This window comes from Paenibacillus glucanolyticus NBRC 15330 (assembly GCF_004000885.1).
Classification (GTDB): Bacteria; Bacillota; Bacilli; order Paenibacillales; family Paenibacillaceae; genus Paenibacillus_AQ; species Paenibacillus_AQ glucanolyticus.
Map to the genome: position 1 here is coordinate 149426 of NZ_BIMC01000005.1, position 16281 is coordinate 165706.

Genomic DNA, 16281 nt, shown 5'->3' on the forward strand with positions numbered 1-16281 from the left:
ACCATTGTCCTATGCTTCGGGTTCTAATTTTGTCGAATTTTATATGGGGAGATGATGTCACATATTTTAGATTATTGATGATTTCGATTGTATCTTATTTATATATAAAAAAACCACATTGGATTCATTTAAGAATACAATGTGGTTTGACGCAACTTGAGCCCGGTTCTAGTTCCCTGTACGAGCCAGTTCTTTCATATTTGCCTCAAATGCAGCGAGGAGCGCCGCTTCGCCTGTCAGGCCTTGGTCTTGAACCTTCTCGATATGCAGCAGCATCCGTTTATAATCCTTCGGAATGATACGAACAAAGCGGCTTAGCGCCTGATCCCAATCCGCAAGAATTTGCTGTGCCGGCGCACTGCCGGTATACCGCTCATGCTGCTGAACCAGACGAAGGAGTGCTTCCGCTTCTGATGTTTCCTCTACACGCTCGAGGAGCACCATTTCCAGGTTGCAGCGATCTACAAAAGTACCTTCCGGATCATAGACGTATGCAACGCCGCCGGACATGCCCGCTGCAAAGTTGCGCCCGGTTTCCCCGAGAACAACCACCCGGCCGCCCGTCATATATTCGCAGCCATGATCGCCGACACCTTCAACCACGATGTTCGCACCCGAGTTACGAACGGCAAAGCGCTCGCCCGCGATGCCTCTTACGTAGGCTTCGCCTCCTGTAGCACCGTAGAATGCGGTATTACCCGCAATGATGTTCTCTTCTGCTTTGAAGGTCGCTTTCGGTGAAGGCTTCACGATCAGCTTGCCACCGGAAAGTCCTTTACCAATATAGTCATTGGCGTCCCCTTCTACCGTCAGGGTCATCCCTTTCGGCACAAATGCACCAAAGCTCTGACCAGCGGAACCAATGAAGCTGAATTGAATCGTATCTTCCGGCAGTCCCGCAGCACCGTATTTACGTGTCACTTCACTGCCCAGAATAGTACCAACCGCACGATCCACATTCGTGATCGGGAACGTACCTTCAACAGCTGCTCCCGATTCCAATGCAGGTGCAGCGCTGCTCAGCAGAGAGCGCATATCCAGCGTTTCTTCCAGACCATGATTCTGCCTTTGCGTGCGGAAGCGTGTGCTGCCTTCCGGAAGCTCCGGCGTATACAGAAGTGCGGAAATATCCACGCCTTTCTTCTTCCAGTGATAATCGGCTTGAACGGCATCCAGGCAATCGGTGCGTCCGATCATATCATCAATGGTACGGAAGCCAAGCTCCGCCATAAGTTCTCGCAAGTCTTCAGCAACAAAACGCATAAAGTTGACCACATGCTCCGGATCGCCCGTAAAGTTCTTGCGCAGCTCCGGATTTTGCGTGGCTACGCCAACCGGACAAGTATCCATTTGGCATACACGCATCATGATACAGCCGATGGCAACCAGTGGTGCAGTCGAGAATCCATACTCTTCGGCTCCAAGCAGCGCCGCCACAACCAAATCGCGTCCGTTCAGCATTTTGCCATCGGTTTCAAGCACAACACGGTCACGCAGATTGTTCATGATGAGGGTCTGATGCGTTTCGGCAAGTCCAAGCTCCCACGGCATACCGGCATGGCGAATGGAGCCTTGCGGTGAAGCGCCTGTACCGCCATCGTAACCGCTAATCAAAATAATATCTGCACGGCCCTTCGCAACACCTGCTGCAATGGTACCTACACCGACCTCGGATACAAGCTTCACGTTGATATCCGCACGTGGATTCGAGTTCTTCAGATCATAGATGAGCTCTGCCAAATCCTCAATGGAGTAGATATCGTGATGCGGTGGTGGCGAGATCAAGCCTACACCCGGCGTTGATCCCCGAACCTCAGCTACCCAAGGATACACTTTACGTCCCGGCAGCTGTCCGCCTTCACCCGGCTTCGCCCCCTGCGCCATCTTGATCTGGATTTCGTCTGCGTTAACCAGATAGTTGGAGGTTACGCCGAATCTTCCCGAAGCAACCTGCTTGATGGCACTGCGGCGGGAATCGCCGTTAGCATCCGGCACATAACGTCCCGGATCTTCTCCGCCTTCGCCCGTATTACTCTTGCCGCCGATGCGGTTCATCCCGATTGCAAGACTCTCATGCGCTTCCTTACTGATGGAGCCGAAGGACATCGCACCGGTCTTAAAACGCCGCATAATGGAGGCTGCAGATTCAACCTCATCCAGCGGAACCGGTTCGCCGACCGGCTTGATTTTCAAGAGGGAACGCAGTGTCAGATGCTGCTCATTCTCACCCTGTACAAGCTCGGCATACTTCTTGTATGTTGCATAATCATTCGTCCGAACAGCCTGCTGCAGTAGATGGATCGTTCTCGGGTTGAACAAATGCTCTTCCCCGTCTGCTCTCCATTGATACTCGCCGGCTGAGTCCAGCACTTTATCATTGCCATCTTTATCGGTAAAGGCACGGTCGTGGTGGGCCAGCGCTTCCTTGGCCACTTCCTCCAGGCCGATGCCGCCAATACGGGATGGTGTACGTGTGAAATAACTTTCCACGAAATCTTCCTTCAGGCCGACAGCCTCGAAGATCTGAGCGCCACGGTAGGACTGGATTGTAGAAATCCCCATCTTCGACAGGACTTTAACAACGCTCTTGCTTGCTGCTTTAATGTAGTTCTTCACAGCCTTCTCATGTGAAATGCCGCGCAGCATGCCTTCCTGAATCATATCGTCCAGCGTTTCGAACGCGAGGTACGGATTGACCGCACTCACACCGTAACCGAGCAGCAGCGCGTAATGATGCACTTCGCGCGGCTCACCGGATTCGAGCAGGATAGCCACCTTCGTCCGGGTTCCTTGACGGATCAGGTGGTGATGGAGCGACGAGACGGCGAGCAGCGAAGGAATCGCAGCATTGTCTTTGTCCACACCCCGGTCCGATAGGATCAGAATGTTATGGCCCTTGGCAATCACTCGATCCGCTGCCTCGCACAGCGTATTGATTGCTTTGCGCAGACCTTCAGCCCCTTCCGCTGGCGGGAAGAAGATCGGAATCGTCATGGATTTGAAACCGGGACGGCGAACATGGCGCAGCTTCGCAAATTCTTCATTGGACAGCACCGGCGAATCCAGGCGGATGTGGCGGCAGCTTTCCGGTTCCGGCTTCAGCAGGTTGCGCTCCGGACCGATGGTCGTTGCGGTTGAAGTCACCAGTTCTTCGCGAATCGCATCGATCGGCGGGTTGGTAACCTGGGCAAACATCTGCTTGAAGTAGTTGAACAGCCGCTGCGGCCGGTCGGACAACACCGCAAGCGGTGCATCGTAACCCATGGACGCTATGGCTTCCGCGCCGGTGATCGCCATCGGCTCCAGCACTTTGCGCAGCTCCTCATAAGTGTAGCCGAACGCTTGCTGGAGCTGGCGCACATTCTCGTGCTTCGGATCCGGCAGTTCCGGCGCTTCAGGAAGATCATGAAGCTCTACCAGATGCTCATCCAGCCAATCCGAGTAAGGAAGCTCGGCTGCAATGCTGGCCTTGACCTCTTCGTCGGAGATGATGCGGCCTTCCTTCGTATCAACAAGCAGCATCCGTCCTGGACGCAAGCGGTCCTTGTACAACACATTTTCCGGCGGAACATCGAGCACGCCCGCTTCGGAGGACAGGATGATCAGATCATCCTTGGTCACATAATACCGGGATGGACGCAGTCCGTTCCGGTCCAGGGTAGCCCCGATCTGGACTCCGTCAGTGAACGCCATGGCTGCTGGACCGTCCCATGGTTCCATCAGCGTGCTGTGATATTCGTAGAATGCCTTTTTGGTTTTATCCATGCTCTCATGATTGCTCCATGGCTCGGGAACCATCATCATAGCCACATGCGGCAGGGAACGACCACTGAGATACAGGAATTCAAATGTATTATCAAACATACCGGTATCGGAACCGTCCGGATTGATTACAGGTTTCACCTTCTCGAGGTCGCTTCCGAACAGCTCATGCTCGAACAGCGACTGGCGTGCGTGCATCCAGTTCACATTACCGCGCAGCGTGTTAATCTCGCCGTTGTGAATCATGAATCGGTACGGATGCGCCCGTTCCCAGCTCGGGAAGGTGTTCGTGCTGAAACGGGAGTGAATCAGCGCGATTGCGGATTCCAGTCCTTCTTCCTGGAGGTCAAGGTAGAACTCCCCGACCTGTTCCGTCGTCAGCATGCCTTTGTATACGATTTTGCGGCAGGAAAGACTGGATACATAGAAGCTGTCGCCCTCGGGCTTGCCGCTGTAACGGATAGCCAGCTCGGCACGACGACGGATGACATACAGCTTGCGCTCGAACGCAAGATCATCCTGAATGTCGGCGCTGCGTCCAATGAACACTTGGCGAACATACGGCTTTGCCGCTTTTGCGGACTTGCCGAGCATTTCATCGCTGGTTGGCACATCGCGAAACCCGATCAGGGTCTGACCTTCCTCAGCAATAATGGAAGCCAACTGGTCCTCATGTGCCGTGCGAACGGCAGGATCATGGGAAAGGAACAGCATGCCCGCACCATAGTGCCCAGCCTCGGGGAGCTCAAAGCCCAGTTTGGCCGCTTCTGCGGAGAAAAAAGAATGAGGAATCTGCAACATAATCCCAGCGCCGTCACCGGAGTTCGGCTCGCTGCCCTGACCGCCGCGATGCTCCATATTGGCAAGCATAGTCAGCGCGCTGCTGACGATTTCGTGGGATGGCTTACCCTTGATATGGGCAACGAAACCCATACCGCAAGCATCTTTTTCAAACTGCGGATCATAGAGGCCCTGTTTCTGGGGAAAATCAGTATGTTTCATAAGATGCAACCTTTCTTTTTATAGAATAAAAAACTGCTGATCAATAACAGAAAAAACATAAAGGTTGGACATCAATCCTCACCTGCAGTGGACACACTGTCTTGAGGTGATGCAGTATTGTGCAAAAGCGCCAAAGGTTGACATTTACCTAACACGTAGATTAATTAGTTCTATATATTTTATCACCCTCATACAATGCAGGCAATTCAAAGTTTTTATGAATTTGATAAGAATTGTTTTTGTGAGAGTAATCACAATAGATCGCTTATTTTTATGTAGAATAGTGCAAAAAAACATGCAAATAAAACATTCCGAACAGGTCGATGTATTGACTTTTTTTGCAAAATGAATATATTCGGTTCAGCTTTGCCATTCCCCATTCTACCGAAATCAGACTTCACGGATCTGCTCGGACCAAAAACCTCGTCCAAATGGATCCGTCTTTAGAGCGTGCTCAAGTATACATTGCCAAGCTCATCTGGTCATAAAAAAAAGGACTCCCCCCCAGATCCGATCGACCTTTGGGGAAGTCCCTTTGTTTTTTGCTTACATATAAATGTGATCTTGCTTAAGCAGTCACCGCTGCGTCGCTCTCTGCCGCCTTCTTGTTATTTCGGGCAGCCAGGAAGTATACGGCGGTCAAAGCCAGGAATACCAGACCGAATCCGGCCAGTACGCCTGCGCTGGCCCACATGCCGTCGAAGCTTCCTGTGGAAATGACGTCCTTGTAGCCTTTGACACTGTATGTCATCGGCAGCAGCGGATTTAATGCCTTCATCCAGCCTGGAATGAGCTCCACCGGGAACGTGCCTGCGCTCGTGGTCAACTGGAAGATCAGAATCACAATGACAACAAAGCGTCCAGGCTGATCCAGCCAGGTTACGAACGTTTGCACCAGGAACATAAACGACAAGCTTGTAATGAAGGAGAAGAGATAGAAGAGCGGAACGCTCTGCACCTCAAGCTTCAACCCGTACAACATGACAACCACAGCCAGTAATGCCTGAATCAATCCCATACCGGCGAAGGATAACGTACGGCTGACAAACCGGTTCCATCCGGATGCATTCGGAACAGAAGCATCGCGAATCGGCAAGATAATCGTAGAAATCAATGCCCCGACAAACAAGCCGAGCGACAGGAAGTATGGTGCGAAGCCCGTACCATAGTTCGGTACTTCATTCACTTTGTGCTCTTCAACCTGTACCGGTCCGGCAAACATGGTCACCGTTTCGTCGGTTGTCTTAATGTCGCCCGTCTTGCCGGCAGCCTCGTTCAGCTTGCCTGCAAGCTCCCCGCTGCCATCCTTCAATTCATTCATTCCGCTCACCAGTTCTCCGGCGCCGGAATCCAGCTGCTTCGAGCCGTCGGCCAGCGTAGTTACGCCGCTTCCAAGCTTGCCTGCTCCGCCGGCCAGCTGCTGCGTCCCTTGCGAGAGCGTGGCCGCACCGCTGGCAAGCTCCTTGCCACCGGCTGCCGCTTCGCTCAGCTTCGTGCCGAACAGCTTCATGCCGTCAGCCAATTGGCTTTGGCCGGCGTTCAGCTGCTTTGCACCCGCCAGCAGCTCTTGGCCGCCGGCTGCTAGCTGCTTGCCGCCTTCAGTCAGCTGAGCCGCTCCTGCGCTCAGCTTGCCTGCGCCTTCCTGCAGCTGCTGCGTGCCCTGGTTCAGCTCCGCTGCACCTTGTGCCAGCTGCTTCTGGCCCGCATTCAGCTCGCTCGTGCCGGATGACACGGATTGGCTCGCTGCCAGCAGCTGCTGAACCTCGGGACTCTGCGCAAGCTCCGGATTCCCTTCTGCCAGCTTCTTCAATCCATCCGCAACAGCCTGAGCCCCTTGCTCCAGGGCAGCCGTAGCTTCCAGCGATTGATTCAGCCCCGCTTTAAGGCTGCTGCTGCCTTCATGAGCGCTCTTCGCTCCTGCCGCAAGCTGGGAAGCTCCGGCCTGGTTGGCTTGCAGCCCTTCATGGAGACCGGTGCTGCCCGCTGCAGCAGATTCAATCCCTGCTTGCAGCTTCGCGCTGCCCTTGCTTGCTTCCTCAGCACCTGCCTGCAGCTGGCTGTGACCCGCTTTAAGCTGATCCAAACCGGAGGCGAGGGTGCCTGCTCCCGTGTTCAGCTTGCCAGCACCGTTATTTAGTTCCTGCACCCCTTGGGTTAAAGGCGCAATTCCGTCCTGCAGCTCTTGCGTGCCGCTGACCAGCTTAGCCAGATTTTCCTTCAGCTTCACGGCGCCATCGTCCAATTTAACGGCACCTTCGGACAGCTTGGTTGCGCCGTCTCCGGCTTCGCTTAAACCATCGGATACTTTGGCTACTTGATCAAACAGCGTCTCCGTGTAGGCTTCCGTTACCTTCGCGGACACCTTGGACTGAATCTGCTTCACGGCAGATCCGCCAATTTGGGCTGCCAGGAAGTTGTAGCCTTCATTCGGCTCAAATACGATCTGCGCAGGCTGCGGATGTTCATCCATTAAAGTTGTCGCCTGCTGCGAGAAATTCTCCGGAATGCTGATGGTCATGTAATACTTATTATCCTGCATGCCCTGCTCAGCTTCATTCCGGTCAACGAACTGCCAATTAAAATCTTTTCCCTTCTTCAGTTCGGCGACCAAATCCTCGCCAGCCTGAAGCGTCTTCCCTTCAAAAACAGCGCCCTGGTCGTTATTGACGACCGCTACAGGCAAATCCTCCATCTTTCCATAGGGGTCCCAGAAGGCCCCCAAGAACATACCGCTGTACATGACCGGTATGAACAGCACTGCGATAATCGGAATCAAGATTTTTTTGTTCCGAACGGCAGCGCCAAGATCCTTTGCAAATACAGATAATGACTTCATCCAGTCTCTCTCCTTTTTTTCTCTAGATACAGCAGCTATTTTGCCGACATGAATTTGCATCACAGGCAGATAACATTTCCAAACCAGTACATAATGACCAATTCTCTCATTCGGTCAGTTTAAACCAAAAAAAAACGATCGCTGGCAAGGAAGACGATCCCTCAAGCCAAGAGAGTCCGCCTTCCTCATCACGAAGGAGGCTGCATTCTTACCTCTTATGAAGAGGCCTTCAACCCGTCAGCCAGGAACACCATCATATATTCCTTGATCTGTTCCTTGCTTAATGGCTCATGAAGCTGATTAAAGTCGGTCGTGAGCGCAACGTACAGCTTCAGCATCACGAAGGATACCACTTGAGCATCCAGCGGTTTGATCTCACCGATCGATATGGCATGCTCCACAATCCCCTGGAGATAGCCGACGATCCCGTTCTCCACTTTCGTCAATCCTTCATGAGCCTTCGGCGTGCCGATATCCCGCACTTCCTGAGACAGCTTGATGAACAGCTCATGCTCGCTCCGGAATTCAAGCAGCGCATCCAGCACGCGATACAGATTGTCAAAGAAATCCCTGTCCTTCTTGATCTCCCGCTCCGCAAGACGCTTCATCTCCATAATCGCCGAGAGCAGAATTTCGTCAAACAGTTCATCCTTATTCGTGAAAAACGTGTAGATCGTACCTTTCCCAACATTCGCAATCTTCGCCACCTGTTCCATCGTCGTCGCTTTATATCCGAACAAAGCAAACGACTTGGAGGCAGCATCTAGCACCTGCTTCCGACGGTCCACAGCTGGCATGCTTACCCCTCCTTCTATGATCTTCTTAAGATTGGTCTTACCCTCGAAACTGACCATAATACAATTCTGGTCATTCGGTCAAAAATCACTTTATCAGATTATCGATTCCATTGCAATATCTTTCGTTAAATTTTTAAATAATTCCAAGTGAAGTGTTCAAATCTTATTATAACGTCTAATGAAAGAAAAACGTCGATCAACGAATATGGGGCCGCAAAATAATTGAAATGCTTTTCCCTTTTGCGCGTATACTTAGGGTGCATACTCTTTTTTTTCGCGCCGCTCTTCAAAAAACGATTCCTGTTTTGTAAGATAGAGGGAGAAAGAAGTAGGTGAAACCATGCGATATACAAGAGTGCTCCTCTTTTCCGAGGGATTCGGCACAGGACATACGCAAGCAGCGTATGCGCTGGCTGAAGGTATACAACGGATGAGTCCCGGCATCCAATGCCGTGTCATTGAGCTTGGCAATTTTTTAAATCCGACCGTAGGGCCGTTAATCTTGTCCGCTTATCGAAAAACCGTCAGCACCAGGCCGCGCCTTGTCGGCATGCTGTACCGTTCGCAATATAAGAAATCGTTAAACCGTCTGACGCGGCTCGCGCTTCACCGGATTTTCTATGCACAGGCCCAGCGGGTGATCGAGGAGTTGCAGCCGGATCTTATTATATGTACGCACCCGTTTCCTAACGCCGTGGTCTCACGCCTGAAGCGTCAAGGACTTGAGGTTCCGCTCTATACACTCATCACCGACTATGATGCACATGGCACCTGGGTCAATCCGGAAGTGGATGAATATCTCGTATCCACTCCCCATGTGAAAAAGATGCTCATGCTCCGGGACATTCTGCCGGAATACATACATGTGACCGGCATTCCCGTGCATCCGAAATTCTGGGAAAGGGGCGATCGCAAGGCGCTTCAAGCCGAGCTTCAATTAAAAAACATGCCTACAGTACTGATTATGGGCGGCGGATGGGGTCTCGTATTCAATAAGGAACTGCTCAGTAAGCTGGCAAGCCGGGCCGGTGATATCCAGCTTGTCTTCTGTATGGGACAGAACGAGAAGCTGGTGGCCAGCATGCGCGAGGATCCGATCTTTCAGCACCCCAACATCCACGTCCTTGGTTATCGTGAGGATATACATAAACTCATGGACGTGTCGGACCTGCTCATTACGAAGCCCGGCGGAATGACTTGTACGGAAGGAGCCGCCAAAGGGATTCCCATGCTGTTCTACGAGCCGATCCCGGGACAGGAGGAAGTGAATTCCCACTTCTTTGTTAGCGAGGGCTATGCGGAGATTCTGGATTCTGCTTCCGTTATCGATAAATGGTTGAATCTGCTGTCGGATCGCTATGATCAAGTAACGAAACACCGTAATGATGCAGGCAGGCGGCGCATTCGGCATTTGGAGCCGGATCACTGCGCAGGCCAGGTGATGGGCCTGCTGAACGAAGGACGCATACCCGGCTATCAGGAAGAAACCATCAAGATATTGGCGGACCAGCCCTAATATCCATTCTAATTCTTACATTGCCTATTCAAACAAAAAGCTTCCCTGTCACGGAGGACAGGGAAGCTTTTTTTGCATTAACCCATCTATATTTCGAGGCTTTCTCCCGCTTTCAACGGATGACCCTGAATACCGGTTTTGGCCAATTCGGCGCAGAAGGCCCCTGCATCCTGTTTAATGCCCGGGAAGGTGTCATAGTGCACTGGAATCACATGCCTCGCACGAATCCACTGTGCGGCCAGCAGAGCGTCCTCCGGACCCATGGTCAGCATGTCACCGATCGGCAGCGCAGCTGCATCGATGTGATTCATCTCCCCGATCAGGCGCATATCCCCAAACAGACTCGTATCGCCCGCGTGGTAGAATGTTTTGCCGCCCATCGTCAGAATGACGCCACCAGGCTGCCCTGCATAGATCCAGGTGTCCCCTACCGAAATGGATGAAGAGTGAAAGGCCGGGGTAAACTTCACCTTAAAGCCGTCAAACTGTGCGCTTCCGCCGATATTCATGCCATGGGATTTGACGCCCTGGGTACCGCAGTACACCGCGAGTTCATAAACCGCGATAATCGGAAGTACACCGCGAGTTCATAAACCGCGATAATCGGACAATCGTTCTGCTTGGCAATCTCGATGCAATCGCCAAAATGGTCGGAGTGCCCATGCGTCAGCACAACCGCATCAACTTTCACATCGCTTGGTTTAATACCGGAGCCTGGATTGCCTGATAGCAGCGGATCGATGATAACACGAACTCCGCCTTCTTCCACCAACATGCTAGAATGGCCGTAATACGTAATATTCATGGTTAAACACACCTCCTACATACTAGTTTACCCATATGGGCACTACTTGTAAAAAGAGTGGTTCCCTATTTTTTTCACGAACGTTCTTGAATGATGAACCGTCAGGTCCTGAGCAAGCTTTAGAGACAGGAAAAAATACGTGTCGTCCTTTACTTCCTTTTGGCCGTGAAGTGCCGCATTCACAGATTTGATCGTCTCCTCGTTTGGCTGGACACGTTTAAGACGCCCGTTCGCTACAGGACTAAATTGGTGCTTTTGATAGATTACATCGGTAATAGTATCGGGAAAATTGGCTGACCGCAGCCGGTTTAAGACAACATTAGCAACTGCTACTTTGCCTTCGTACGGTTCGCCTTCCGCCTCTGCCATGACAATCTTCTGGAGCAGAAGCAGCTCTTCAGCTGACAAATCATAGGTCCAGGTTGCTTTATCTTTCTGAGCCTGGGTTAACGTATTTGTTCTTGTGAAGAATAAAGTTGTGGGGGGTGTTAGGCTTTTAGCCTGTGATTTGACGACATGTGTCCCCTTTTGTTTTGCCGGTTTCCCGTCTGCATCCTGAGATTTGGATTCTTCCTTCTTCTCATCTGCAGTCTTCAATGTTTTTTGTGAGTATAAGTTCCCGGGATCAGCCAAACCAATGCCCTTTGAACTTGAAAAAGCGTCATTCTTGCCACCCGGCTTATTCCACTCATGGAAAACAATTGAAGACAAAATGTTGACAGGTTCCCTATCCTGCTTTGTACTCGCTTTTACCGCTAATGTATCAGGGTCGCCTTCAGGAGCCAGGGCAGCCATCACAAACTTCGGCATGTCCTGCTGCTGTTCTTCCTCTTCAGTTGTTTCTGCCTGCATTCCAAGCAAACTTATAAGAGACAAACTCACAAAGAGCGCTCCGATGAGCAGCGCAACCCAGCGATTTTGCCGAAGAATTTTTATAACCATATTTTTCCTCCTATGATGTCGGCACATTTCCTACACTATGTAACCACATTTTTAGGCGTTGAAAACATGGTAATTTTATGAACATTTTATTTTCAATTTCAGAAAAAGGTTTAAAGCCGCGCCACACCTACAGTTTCGTACATCGGAATCGACTGCAAATTTGTACGGAAAAGAACAAGCTCCTGCACGTTCCACTGGATAGGATCGGGTCCTCTTCCGATTTCATCCAATGAAAATTTTTCGTTTCCTTGAAATTTCCGGGCAATGGTAATATGTGGACGATAGGGACGATCCTCCGGCGCAAATCCGAAGGATTGCATTTTGGACACCACCGATTGCTGAAGATGGGCCAACGCATTCAAATCTCCGCCGACCCCTGTCCATAAAATCCGGGGTGAGCTGCTTGTCCCAAACACGCCGGCATCCTGTATGCCAAGTTTGAAAGGCTTGTGCTCCCCGGCTACCTGCTGAAGCCCCTTCGTCAATTCCTCAATGCGATGAGTCGGTGTATCACCTAGAAACTGTAAAGTAATGTGGTAATCCTGCGGATGAACCCATTTTTTGAAATTCACATGCTCTGCCAGCTTGTCCGCCCACTCCTGAATCCGGGAAGATACCTCGGATGGCAGATGAACGGCAACAAATAAACGATCCATAGCTCCCTCAGCCGAATGGCTCAACTAAGACACTTCCTTCCTAATCATCATCAAGCAGCCATCGGCTGCTATAAGCACCATGTTTTCGCAGTTCGTTTATAGTGTGAGCAATAGAGCCTGAAAATAAATATGAGGGGTACATCATTTCGCCTAAAAATATGATGAAGCTTCAATTTACCATAAATCGGACAATAATACATGTATAAATTTGTTAAGCGGACGGGTTCCGCCATGCGCAAAGCCATGATTTCTGATAATATGTTCCAAAGAGAGTATCGCTTTTATTCTGTATTATCATCACATTCCCCAGGAGGTAGTACCATGCCGAAAATCGTTGCCATTCACGACTTAACCACCGAGCAGCAGCAAAAAATCAAGGATATCGCCCCCGGCTATGAGCTGATCGTTTCAAAAGCCAAAGAGCTTACGACAAGCATAGTTCAGGATGCCGAAATACTGATCGGCTGGTCGCGCTCCATCCAGGAGGATGTCTTGTCTGCGAACAGTAAACTCAAGTGGATACAAGCATGGTCCGCTGGCGTGGATAAAATGCCGCTTCCAGAGCTTCAGGAAAAGGACATCCGCCTCACCAATGCCAGTGGTGTACATAGCGTTCCGATTACGGAGCATATTTTTTCCATGATCCTGGGCTTTACCCGCAACCTGCATCTTGCCATCCGGCAGCAGTCGAACAAGAAATGGGATACTTCGGGTACTTTCACGGAATTGGCAGGCAAAACGATTGTCATTGTCGGCGTCGGCCAGATTGGCAGCCACACCGCACGTGTCGCGCAGGCGTTCGGTATGCGGACGGTCGGGGTTCGTCATTCCGGTAAATCAGATCCCCATATAGAAGTGATGTATAAGGTCGATCAGCTTGATAAAGCGCTGGCGGAGGGCGACTATGTCGTGAACATCCTCCCGCTGACGGATGAGACCCATGGCTTGTTCAATCAAGCACGATTCTCCGCTATGAAGGACACCGCTATTTTCATCAATGTGGGTCGAGGCCAGACCGTGGTAACCGATGATATGATTCGGGCGCTTCAAGACGGGTCATTGGCGAGTGCAGGCCTTGACGTCTTCGAGGAAGAGCCGCTTCCGTCGGATCATCTGTTGTGGGCGATGGACAACGTTATCATCACGCCGCATACGGCGGGCGATACGGATCGCTACAGCGAGCGAGCCGTGGCTATTTTCCTGGAAAATTTAAAGAACTATGTAAACGGCGAGCCGCTATCCCGCAATGTGATCGATTACAGCAAGTCGTACTAGGATCAGAGTGCAAGAAGTCTGAACATTCGTTTGAAGCGATCTTGAAGCAAATAGAAAGGTGTCCCGTGATCTGTATCCTCGGGACACCCTATTCGTTTATATAATAATCCCAATGCCGGCAGGAGTGAACATGTATGCAGCCATTTACGAAACGCGTGATCGAAGTGATCCAGAGCATCCCCGAAGGATATGTGGCGACTTATGGACAAGTAGCCCGATTGGCTGGGAGTCCGCGGGCCGCACGCCAAGTCGTTAGAATACTTCACACCCAAAGTCATATTCATAAGCTTCCATGGCATCGGGTTGTTAATGCCAAAGGCGAAATTGCCATCAAGGACGATGAGTCCAGATTAATGCAGGAGCTGTACCTGCAGGACGAAGGCGTTACGGTTAACCACCTGGGCATGATCGACTTGAAGAAATTTGGTTACGATCCTGCGGAATAGATACACACAGCCAGATTTCTCTTACAAAACTCCCCTTGCGGGTCGTGCTATGACGAAGCACCTTCCACCCCGTCTCCCGCAAATGTTCCCTTAATGGTTCCGTGCTAATGATAACCGCCCGATCTGCCAACCTGTGTAAGCTATGCAGCATCTTCAACTTCTCTTCCTCTGGGAAAACGGAACACACATTATAAGGAAGATCCAGAATAGCCGCGTCATAATGTCCTTGCCATGTATTCATATCATGAATGGCAACTATGTTGTCATCATAACCGTAATGCTTCAGGTTCACCCTTGCTCCCCGCACCGCAAGCGGGTTAATGTCACAGCCCTCGACCGAAATTCCCATCGACAACGCCTCGATCAGAACATTTCCCATTCCGCAGCAGGGATCCAGCAGCATGACCCCATCCGGTTCAGGTGCAGCGATGTTAACCAATGCCCTTGCTAACCGAGAGCTAAGACCTGTGGAGTAATTTTGCGGCTTCTGCTTATGCTTCAGCCAGGCACGCGCTGGCTCTTGCAGTATGCCCAAGCGCCAGATGCCGTCTATGGATATCATCCCAAACGTGATATCGGGTGATTTCATCTGTGCTGTTCCTGCGATTCGGCGGCCTACCCTCCGCTCAAACTCGCGTAATTGATCATAAGTATAAGGATCTCCCGCCTTTAGGGAAACAACTTTGAAGGTGGCGTTCCTAAGTTGAATTTCGTCTGCTTGCTCTGCCATTTGTTCTATCGAATCGCCAGTCACCCTGACATCCAGGCAAGCGGACAGGAATGGGCTTCGATCCGGATCCACCCATTGCTCGCTTTCCAGCCAGTCCTCTCCATCCGGCATATGTCCGAACAGCTCGGCCAGCTCCATGAAGCACAGCTCACGCTCTGTTTCATGACAGGCGTAAGTATACAGATATGATGACTTATCCCTTATGGAAGAAGGACCCCATGCAATGTCATCTTGAACGAAATTCGTCATTTATTTCTACTTCCTTCTATTATATAGGTGAATACCCTGCATCAGCTTAAACGTACGCATTAATACATATGTGGCAGGATAAATGTTGTATGGAAATAAAATGCTGCGCAGTTTAGAATAGTTTCTTCTATTATAAAGAGAACTATATGGATTCTACTAATAGACGATAAGATGCCAGCCGCGCAGCATAATCACTCACCGGTGTGACAATCAAGAACTCGTCACATTCATACTGCTCTGCCATATTCCGAAGCCTGAGGTGCACACTTGCAGGCGTACCGACAATAAGTTGACTAGGGCCTGGCGTCCTGGAAGCAGCCGTATCCGGACTTCCTTGCTTGGATTTGCCTGCCGGATCTCCGTTGTAGATCGGATCTCGGCTGCGGCTCCCCCCTTTATCGCGATCGGCCGATCCATAAAACTCAGCTTGTCCAATCCTGGTTGAAGCAGAGCTCTGTTCTGGAGCAGCTGCCCCCGTGTCCAAGCGGTCCGAGGGCAGCGGGCGCTGTCCGAACCCGGAAGCTTCAGCAGCAAGTTCGCCTGCTCGTTCCTCCGTCTCTGCACACACAATGCTTACTGCCACCATCGTGTGCGGTTCTCGCAGACGAGCGCTGGGCTGAAAACCTTCACGATAAGAGCGCAAAACCTCGGCACCGTCCGTATCGCTCATGAACTGGCCGAATACATACCCCGTGCCGAATTCCGCCGCATAACCGGCACTCTTCGTATTCGTGCCGAGCATCCACATAACCGGCTCCGTTACAGGAACCGGTTTCGCTGCCACCGGCACATCCTCGTAGCGATACCGGTCTTCAAGCAGTTCGGTCAGGGCCCGAATCCGATGAGGCAAATCTGCCACGTGGCCCAGGAAATTTCCGCTAAGCGCCATGCTTGTATGCGCGGAACCTCCCGGCGCCCGCCCGATCCCGAGATCGATGCGTCCGGGATACAGCGCCGCCAGCATACGGAAATTCTCCGCTACCTTCAGCGGACTGTAATGCGGCAGCAGCACGGCCCCGGAACCGAGGCGAATACGTTCTGTCCGGGCTCCGATATGGGAGAGCAGAATCTCGGGTGAAGCGCAGGACAAGTGCTCCAGATCATGATGCTCCGCCGCCCAGTAACGGCGGTAGCCCCACGCTTCCGCATGCTGTGCCAGATCCACCGCATGCAAAAGGGCCTCCTCGAAGGTGCTCTCCCCAAAACGCGGAACAAGATCAAGCACGCTAAACTTCAATGGGTTGTTCATAAGCTCCCTCCTTCTC

10 protein-coding genes and 1 pseudogene are annotated in these 16281 nt (G+C 51.4%); 3 read left to right on the plus strand and 8 right to left on the minus strand.

Annotated elements, in window-relative coordinates; all coding sequences use genetic code 11:
- Positions 1 to 168: 168 nt before the first annotated feature.
- From gltB to PGL02S_RS10590, 3 genes are all read right to left on the minus strand, one after another.
- Positions 169 to 4764 carry a glutamate synthase large subunit gene (gene gltB / locus PGL02S_RS10580; RefSeq protein WP_036640715.1) on the minus strand — a complete coding sequence of 1532 codons (4596 nt, stop codon included), beginning with the start codon at positions 4762 to 4764 and terminating at the stop codon, positions 169 to 171.
- 568 nt (positions 4765 to 5332) lie between these two features.
- On the minus strand, positions 5333 to 7600 hold the full coding sequence (locus PGL02S_RS10585; RefSeq protein ID WP_036640717.1) for a YhgE/Pip domain-containing protein: 2268 nt from the start codon (positions 7598 to 7600) through the stop codon (positions 5333 to 5335).
- A 215-nt stretch (positions 7601 to 7815) separates the two neighbouring features.
- On the minus strand, positions 7816 to 8397 hold the full coding sequence (locus tag PGL02S_RS10590; RefSeq protein ID WP_006212506.1) for a TetR/AcrR family transcriptional regulator: 582 nt from the start codon (positions 8395 to 8397) through the stop codon (positions 7816 to 7818).
- 340 nt (positions 8398 to 8737) lie between these two features.
- Here PGL02S_RS10590 and PGL02S_RS10595 point away from each other — a divergent pair, with 340 nt between their 5' ends.
- A complete protein-coding gene (locus tag PGL02S_RS10595) occupies positions 8738 to 9913 on the plus strand; it encodes a UDP-N-acetylglucosamine--LPS N-acetylglucosamine transferase (protein ID WP_036640719.1) in 1176 nt (391 codons plus the stop codon).
- A gap of 86 nt (positions 9914 to 9999) precedes the next feature.
- Here PGL02S_RS10595 and PGL02S_RS10600 read toward each other — a convergent pair.
- The 3 genes and pseudogenes from PGL02S_RS10600 to thpR form a co-directional block, all read right to left on the minus strand.
- Positions 10000 to 10718 (minus strand): annotated as a pseudogene (locus tag PGL02S_RS10600) (metal-dependent hydrolase).
- 42 nt (positions 10719 to 10760) lie between these two features.
- A complete protein-coding gene (locus tag PGL02S_RS10605; RefSeq protein ID WP_036640720.1) occupies positions 10761 to 11660 on the minus strand; it encodes a cell wall hydrolase in 900 nt (299 codons plus the stop codon).
- 110 nt (positions 11661 to 11770) lie between these two features.
- Positions 11771 to 12340, minus strand: a complete 570-nt coding sequence (gene thpR / locus PGL02S_RS10610; protein ID WP_036640722.1) for an RNA 2',3'-cyclic phosphodiesterase — start codon at positions 12338 to 12340, stop codon at positions 11771 to 11773.
- Positions 12341 to 12637: 297 nt separating this feature from the next.
- On the opposite strand from thpR, the gene PGL02S_RS10615 reads away from it, so the two are divergent.
- On the plus strand, positions 12638 to 13591 hold the full coding sequence (locus PGL02S_RS10615; RefSeq protein ID WP_036640724.1) for a D-2-hydroxyacid dehydrogenase: 954 nt from the start codon (positions 12638 to 12640) through the stop codon (positions 13589 to 13591).
- 134 nt (positions 13592 to 13725) lie between these two features.
- Complete coding sequence (locus PGL02S_RS10620) at positions 13726 to 14037, plus strand: MGMT family protein (RefSeq protein WP_036640726.1); 312 nt, start codon at positions 13726 to 13728, stop codon at positions 14035 to 14037.
- On the opposite strand, the gene PGL02S_RS10625 is transcribed toward PGL02S_RS10620, so the two are convergent.
- Both PGL02S_RS10625 and PGL02S_RS10630 read right to left on the minus strand, forming a co-directional pair.
- Positions 13982 to 15016, minus strand: a complete 1035-nt coding sequence (locus PGL02S_RS10625) for a TRM11 family SAM-dependent methyltransferase (RefSeq protein WP_051449215.1) — start codon at positions 15014 to 15016, stop codon at positions 13982 to 13984. The genes PGL02S_RS10620 and PGL02S_RS10625 overlap by 56 nt on opposite strands.
- A gap of 142 nt (positions 15017 to 15158) precedes the next feature.
- Positions 15159 to 16265 carry an LLM class flavin-dependent oxidoreductase gene (locus PGL02S_RS10630; RefSeq protein ID WP_036640727.1) on the minus strand — a complete coding sequence of 369 codons (1107 nt, stop codon included), beginning with the start codon at positions 16263 to 16265 and terminating at the stop codon, positions 15159 to 15161.
- Between the last annotated feature and the right edge of the window lie 16 nt (positions 16266 to 16281).

What these genes read in the sequence shown, in the direction of transcription:
- gltB (WP_036640715.1), bottom strand. Translation starts at nt 4,764, where the DNA reads ATGAAACATACTGATTTTCCCCAGAAACAGGGCCTCTATGATCCGCAG.
- PGL02S_RS10585 (WP_036640717.1), bottom strand. Translation starts at nt 7,600, where the DNA reads ATGAAGTCATTATCTGTATTTGCAAAGGATCTTGGCGCTGCCGTTCGG.
- PGL02S_RS10590 (WP_006212506.1), bottom strand. Translation starts at nt 8,397, where the DNA reads ATGCCAGCTGTGGACCGTCGGAAGCAGGTGCTAGATGCTGCCTCCAAG.
- PGL02S_RS10595 (WP_036640719.1), top strand. Translation starts at nt 8,738, where the DNA reads ATGCGATATACAAGAGTGCTCCTCTTTTCCGAGGGATTCGGCACAGGA.
- PGL02S_RS10605 (WP_036640720.1), bottom strand. Translation starts at nt 11,660, where the DNA reads ATGGTTATAAAAATTCTTCGGCAAAATCGCTGGGTTGCGCTGCTCATC.
- PGL02S_RS10615 (WP_036640724.1), top strand. Translation starts at nt 12,638, where the DNA reads ATGCCGAAAATCGTTGCCATTCACGACTTAACCACCGAGCAGCAGCAA.
- PGL02S_RS10620 (WP_036640726.1), top strand. Translation starts at nt 13,726, where the DNA reads ATGCAGCCATTTACGAAACGCGTGATCGAAGTGATCCAGAGCATCCCC.
- PGL02S_RS10625 (WP_051449215.1), bottom strand. Translation starts at nt 15,016, where the DNA reads ATGACGAATTTCGTTCAAGATGACATTGCATGGGGTCCTTCTTCCATA.
- PGL02S_RS10630 (WP_036640727.1), bottom strand. Translation starts at nt 16,265, where the DNA reads ATGAACAACCCATTGAAGTTTAGCGTGCTTGATCTTGTTCCGCGTTTT.